A 3,962-nucleotide genomic window follows, 5' to 3' on the forward strand; every position below is an offset into this window, starting at 1 on the left:
GGCTAAGTCTGCGGCTGGGGCGCTACTACCGCTACCGGACATGGTCAGATCGCAGCCGATGGACACTCGAGGACAAACTCGGGGCGGCGTTCGCGGAAATGCAGAGCCGTGTCGATGAGGCCGCAGCGGAACGCCGCCGCAAAGAGGACGACCTCCTGCGCCGCCAACAAGCCTGGGACACCGCCGTACAGCAGGCCAAAGCGGCTTATGTCGTCGACCTCAACCGCCGCCGCGTTCGTGACCAGGCGGCGCGGCACGGCGAGGCCCAACGCCTCCGGAACTACGCCGCGGCCCTGACCGCCCTAGCCCACAGCCGCACTGATTCCGCCGATGCGCCATCGCTTCTGCAGTGGGCCCGGGCTGCCAATGACGAGGCCGACCGAATCGACCCCCTCAACGACCCCGACAGCCTGCGGCACCGTCACCCGGAAAATCCCGAGCCCGACAACTACGGCCAATTCATGCCCAAAGGGATGAACGTGCACCGCCGCCCGACGCAGTGAGCCCTGCCGGCTACCGCAAGTCCTCCACCCGCATGCCGAGCTTGCGCGCCAATCGCTCGGCCACCTGCTTGCGGCCGGCAGCCCGCAGTTCGGAGATCGCCTCCTCAGCCACCAACCCGACCCGATGAATCTCGACCCGCAGCGCCGCCAGTTCGTCGAAACGATCGGCCGCATCAGCTCCGCACCACCGGCGCAGGAGCGCCCGCTTCGGCTTGCCGTACTCGTTGTCAACCTTGGCGCAGATCTCCGAAGAAATCTCGTACCCGGGTCTCGAGCCACGCCCCGCGTAGTGCCGACCGTGAATGAGGTCGCGGCGAGCCTCTGCCTCCTCCTGCTCGACGACTTCGAGGACTGGATTGGGGTTGCGACTCGCCGCGGCCTGGACGAGTTGCTCGGTAATCGGCCAGGGCACAACAAGATCCGCGCCCTCGCGAAAGGCATCCGGGCACGCCAGCCACAACTGCGGGTCAACATCGGTCAACTCCGCCAGCCGCTCGGAGTCCGTCACCCGGCAGGCGCCCGCCTCGCGGTACTCCAAGCGTGCGACGCCCTCGTCGATCAATGCCCGGAAGACTTCATCGGCCGCCCAATAGCGCGGGTCGTCACCGACACCCAACTCGTCGATGCGATCCCAAAGCGCCTCGCGACGCCGGAATGCATCCGCAGCCGACCAGAGCACCTTCAGACGGGCCGGCGGCACCCACTCCTGACGGCCCTCAAAACGCTCATCAACAAAGCGGACCTGTACGCGGGCAGGCTTCTGCGTCCCAAGCTTGATCACCTCGACCTGGACAAGGTCGTCGATGCGGCGGGCGCGATAGGCCCACCGCTCACCCGGTTGGACTTCCGGAGCGTCGGGCACGTCACCAGTCTCGCCCCGTACCGGTGCCGGTGTGAAGTTGCGTTCAGAGAGTTAGCGCCGTGCGCCGTGTCTGAGTCGAGCGACCTCAGTTTCAAGTTCCTCAATATGGCCACCCAGCGGCCATTCGGAGGCGGCCAGACCTCAATGACAGTCGGTTTTGTCTGCCCCACCGGCTAGGTTTGTGACATCGCGTTCTGGGCTGAACAGGTCGGACTGATGGGGGAGTCGGGAAATGGGCCGCAGCAGCGTGCGAGTGCATGAGCTGGCCAAAGAGCTAGGGGTAACGAGCAGAGAGGTTTTGGCGCGGCTCACTGCCGACGGTGTGACCGTCTCGTCCGCATCCGCACGGATCAACACTCTGACTGCGACTCGCATCCGCGAATACTTCAGATCAACAGCGAGACCCCGAAAGGCCGTCGGCCCGTCAATCAAACCCCGAGCAATCAGCAAGCCGACTGCGGCGCCGAACGCAGTCGCTGACAGGCAGCGCCCTAAATCGTCTCTACTGACCTCCGCCGACGTCCGCGACATCTACCGTCGGTACCGACTCGCTGAGGCCTTTGGCGATCACGCCATCGAGGAACTTGCACGGGAATGCGAAGCCCGGTACCGGATCAAACGCAAAGTTTTCCAAAGTGTCGTCACCAGTGAGAGCCTTCGCAGAAAGGTCGCCGAAGAAGATCGCCGCGAATCTCTGAAAGCTGCTGCGGCGAAGCTAAAGCGAAGCACTAAGGCCACCAAGCCGCACCAGCCGAAGGGCCGCGGCGCCACTCAATCCAAGGCGAAGCCTTCCCACGACAGCGCGGTCGCCACCGGTCGTCCCCGCCCCCGGATAGAGCACCTGCCGCCACTGGCAGCCACTATGGATGTCCCCGCGGTCGCCGAGGTCATCCACGCCAGAACGACAACCCCCGATCAGAAGACGATCCTGGCCTGCCTGCAAGAGCTGGCACCCAGAGGTGACGGTGGGTACGGCTACCTCAGCTGGCGGTACGCCGCCACCCGCGCCGCCCGGGCCGAATCAGGAATGACCGCCGGGCAGGAGGACCTCATGGCCCTCGCGACCGTCATCGACAACGAGAAGAAGCTCCTCGACACCCTGGTCCGCGCGCACGGCTCGATCCTGACCAAAACGGACCTCGCCGCGGCCGCGCTGGACAAGGAGTTCCGCCAACTCGTCAACTCGCACGGCCGCGGGCGCACCGACGCCGATGAAGTGCGCCGCGCCAGAGCAGCTTTCGACTTCTTGCGCTGTGCGCTCATCCTCGTCATCGCCAGCGCCGACGACGGAGACGGATTGTGGAACATTCTTCCCGCGATCACGCCGCGGGAGAACAGGGACCTCTCTACGGCCAGTAAATCCCTCCAGCGAGCCCGCCGGCGACTCGCCGAGTTAATCGCGAATGTCGAACGATTGCTCAGCACCGAACAAGCAGAGTTGGCGAGGTTCTTCCGTCACTCGCGCGCCCACCTGGTTGCACTGCAGTTGAAGAGGTACGACTTCCTGCGGCGGTTCCGCGACAGTGCTGCCCTATTCGCGCCGCCGACACCGCGCATCAATACCCACCTGGGCTTCGAAATCTTGCCGCAGGGCGAGCAGCTACGCGCCTTCCTCGGGGAGATTCGCACCTCGAAGAAATACCGCGGCTACACCGTCGATGAACGCCGCCTTACCGTCCTGGAGGATCTGCAGAAGCATTTCGGCGCCACCCGCTGCACCTGGCATCGGGGAGTCGAGACCGGCGGCGGGATCGGAACCCACTACCTCGTCCTTGCCATCAACACTCCCGGCAGAGATGGTCAGGACGCGGTGGCCGTCAGCCCACTGGCAGGCCGGCACGCAACCTATGTGGTCCGGCGTGAATGCGCCGAAGCCGACTGGGAAATCCTGTTCGCCCATCCGAAATTCGAGGCACGCCTCCGGGGCGCGCGGAAGCTGCTGTTCACCGCCCGTTCCGACGACGGGGACCCCTATCGGTTGATGCGGGCCAAGGTCATCAAACTCCTGGAATGTCCCGCCAAGGAGTTCCGCAGGGCGGCCGACATGGGTCGGCAGTCCCGCACGATCACCCCACCGAAACAGGTCGATCCCGCGAAGACGATCAATCGCCGCAAAGTCAAATACCAACTGCTGCTGGACTCAGTGCAGCAGCAGATCCGCGAGCAGAAGATGGCCGGCATCCCAAGCGACATCATCGCGAATTCGATCTGGGCATCGCTGGACGAAGGGCAGCAGGAGACGTTGATCGCCGACCTCAGATCCACGGAGTACCGCAATTCGGATCCTCTCGAATCGTTGCATCGGTTCGTCCGGGCGCAAAAAGTGCCGCGCCCGCCAAAGCGTTGAGGGCGGATTCCAGTCAACGTCGCAACAGCCGAAGACTATTTCGGAGGTTGCGATGGGAGCGGAGCGAAAGACCCGGCGACGCGGACGCCCAAGTGGCGGACAGCTGGTCGAAGAACAGGAGTGGTTCGGTCGGCTGATCGCCCAAGGCGTCAGCAACTCCGAGGCGTGCCGGGTCGTAGGGATCGACCGCAGGACGGGGACACGCTGGCGTTATGGGCGCACGGTCTGCAACAAGGCCGGGGAGGCGGTG

At 64.7% G+C, this 3,962-nt stretch carries 3 protein-coding genes and 2 pseudogenes; 4 read left to right on the forward strand and 1 reads right to left on the reverse strand.

The window, feature by feature from the left end:
- On the forward strand, positions 1-503 hold a 503-nt coding region (locus tag AC2VON_RS03455), incomplete at its 5' end, for a hypothetical protein (RefSeq protein ID WP_486951691.1).
- A gap of 10 nt (positions 504-513) precedes the next feature.
- On the opposite strand, the gene AC2VON_RS03460 is transcribed toward AC2VON_RS03455, so the two are convergent.
- Positions 514-1,365, reverse strand: a complete 852-nt coding sequence (locus AC2VON_RS03460) for a hypothetical protein (RefSeq protein ID WP_486951692.1) — start codon at positions 1,363-1,365, stop codon at positions 514-516.
- Positions 1,366-1,597: 232 nt separating this feature from the next.
- Here AC2VON_RS03460 and AC2VON_RS03465 point away from each other — a divergent pair.
- The 3 genes and pseudogenes from AC2VON_RS03465 to AC2VON_RS03475 form a co-directional block, all read left to right on the forward strand.
- Positions 1,598-1,744, forward strand: a pseudogene (locus AC2VON_RS03465) (translation initiation factor IF-2 N-terminal domain-containing protein); the annotation flags it as partial.
- Between the two features lie 483 nt (positions 1,745-2,227).
- Complete coding sequence (locus AC2VON_RS03470; RefSeq protein WP_486951693.1) at positions 2,228-3,712, forward strand: hypothetical protein; 1,485 nt, start codon at positions 2,228-2,230, stop codon at positions 3,710-3,712.
- A gap of 52 nt (positions 3,713-3,764) precedes the next feature.
- A pseudogene (locus AC2VON_RS03475) lies at positions 3,765-3,962 on the forward strand (IS30 family transposase); the annotation flags it as partial.

It is taken from the genome of Mycobacterium sp. TH-M82 (genome assembly GCF_057473605.1).

Coding starts and splice junctions, on each gene's coding strand:
- AC2VON_RS03470 (WP_486951693.1), top strand. CDS start 2,228: ATGGATGTCCCCGCGGTCGCCGAGGTCATCCACGCCAGAACGACAACC.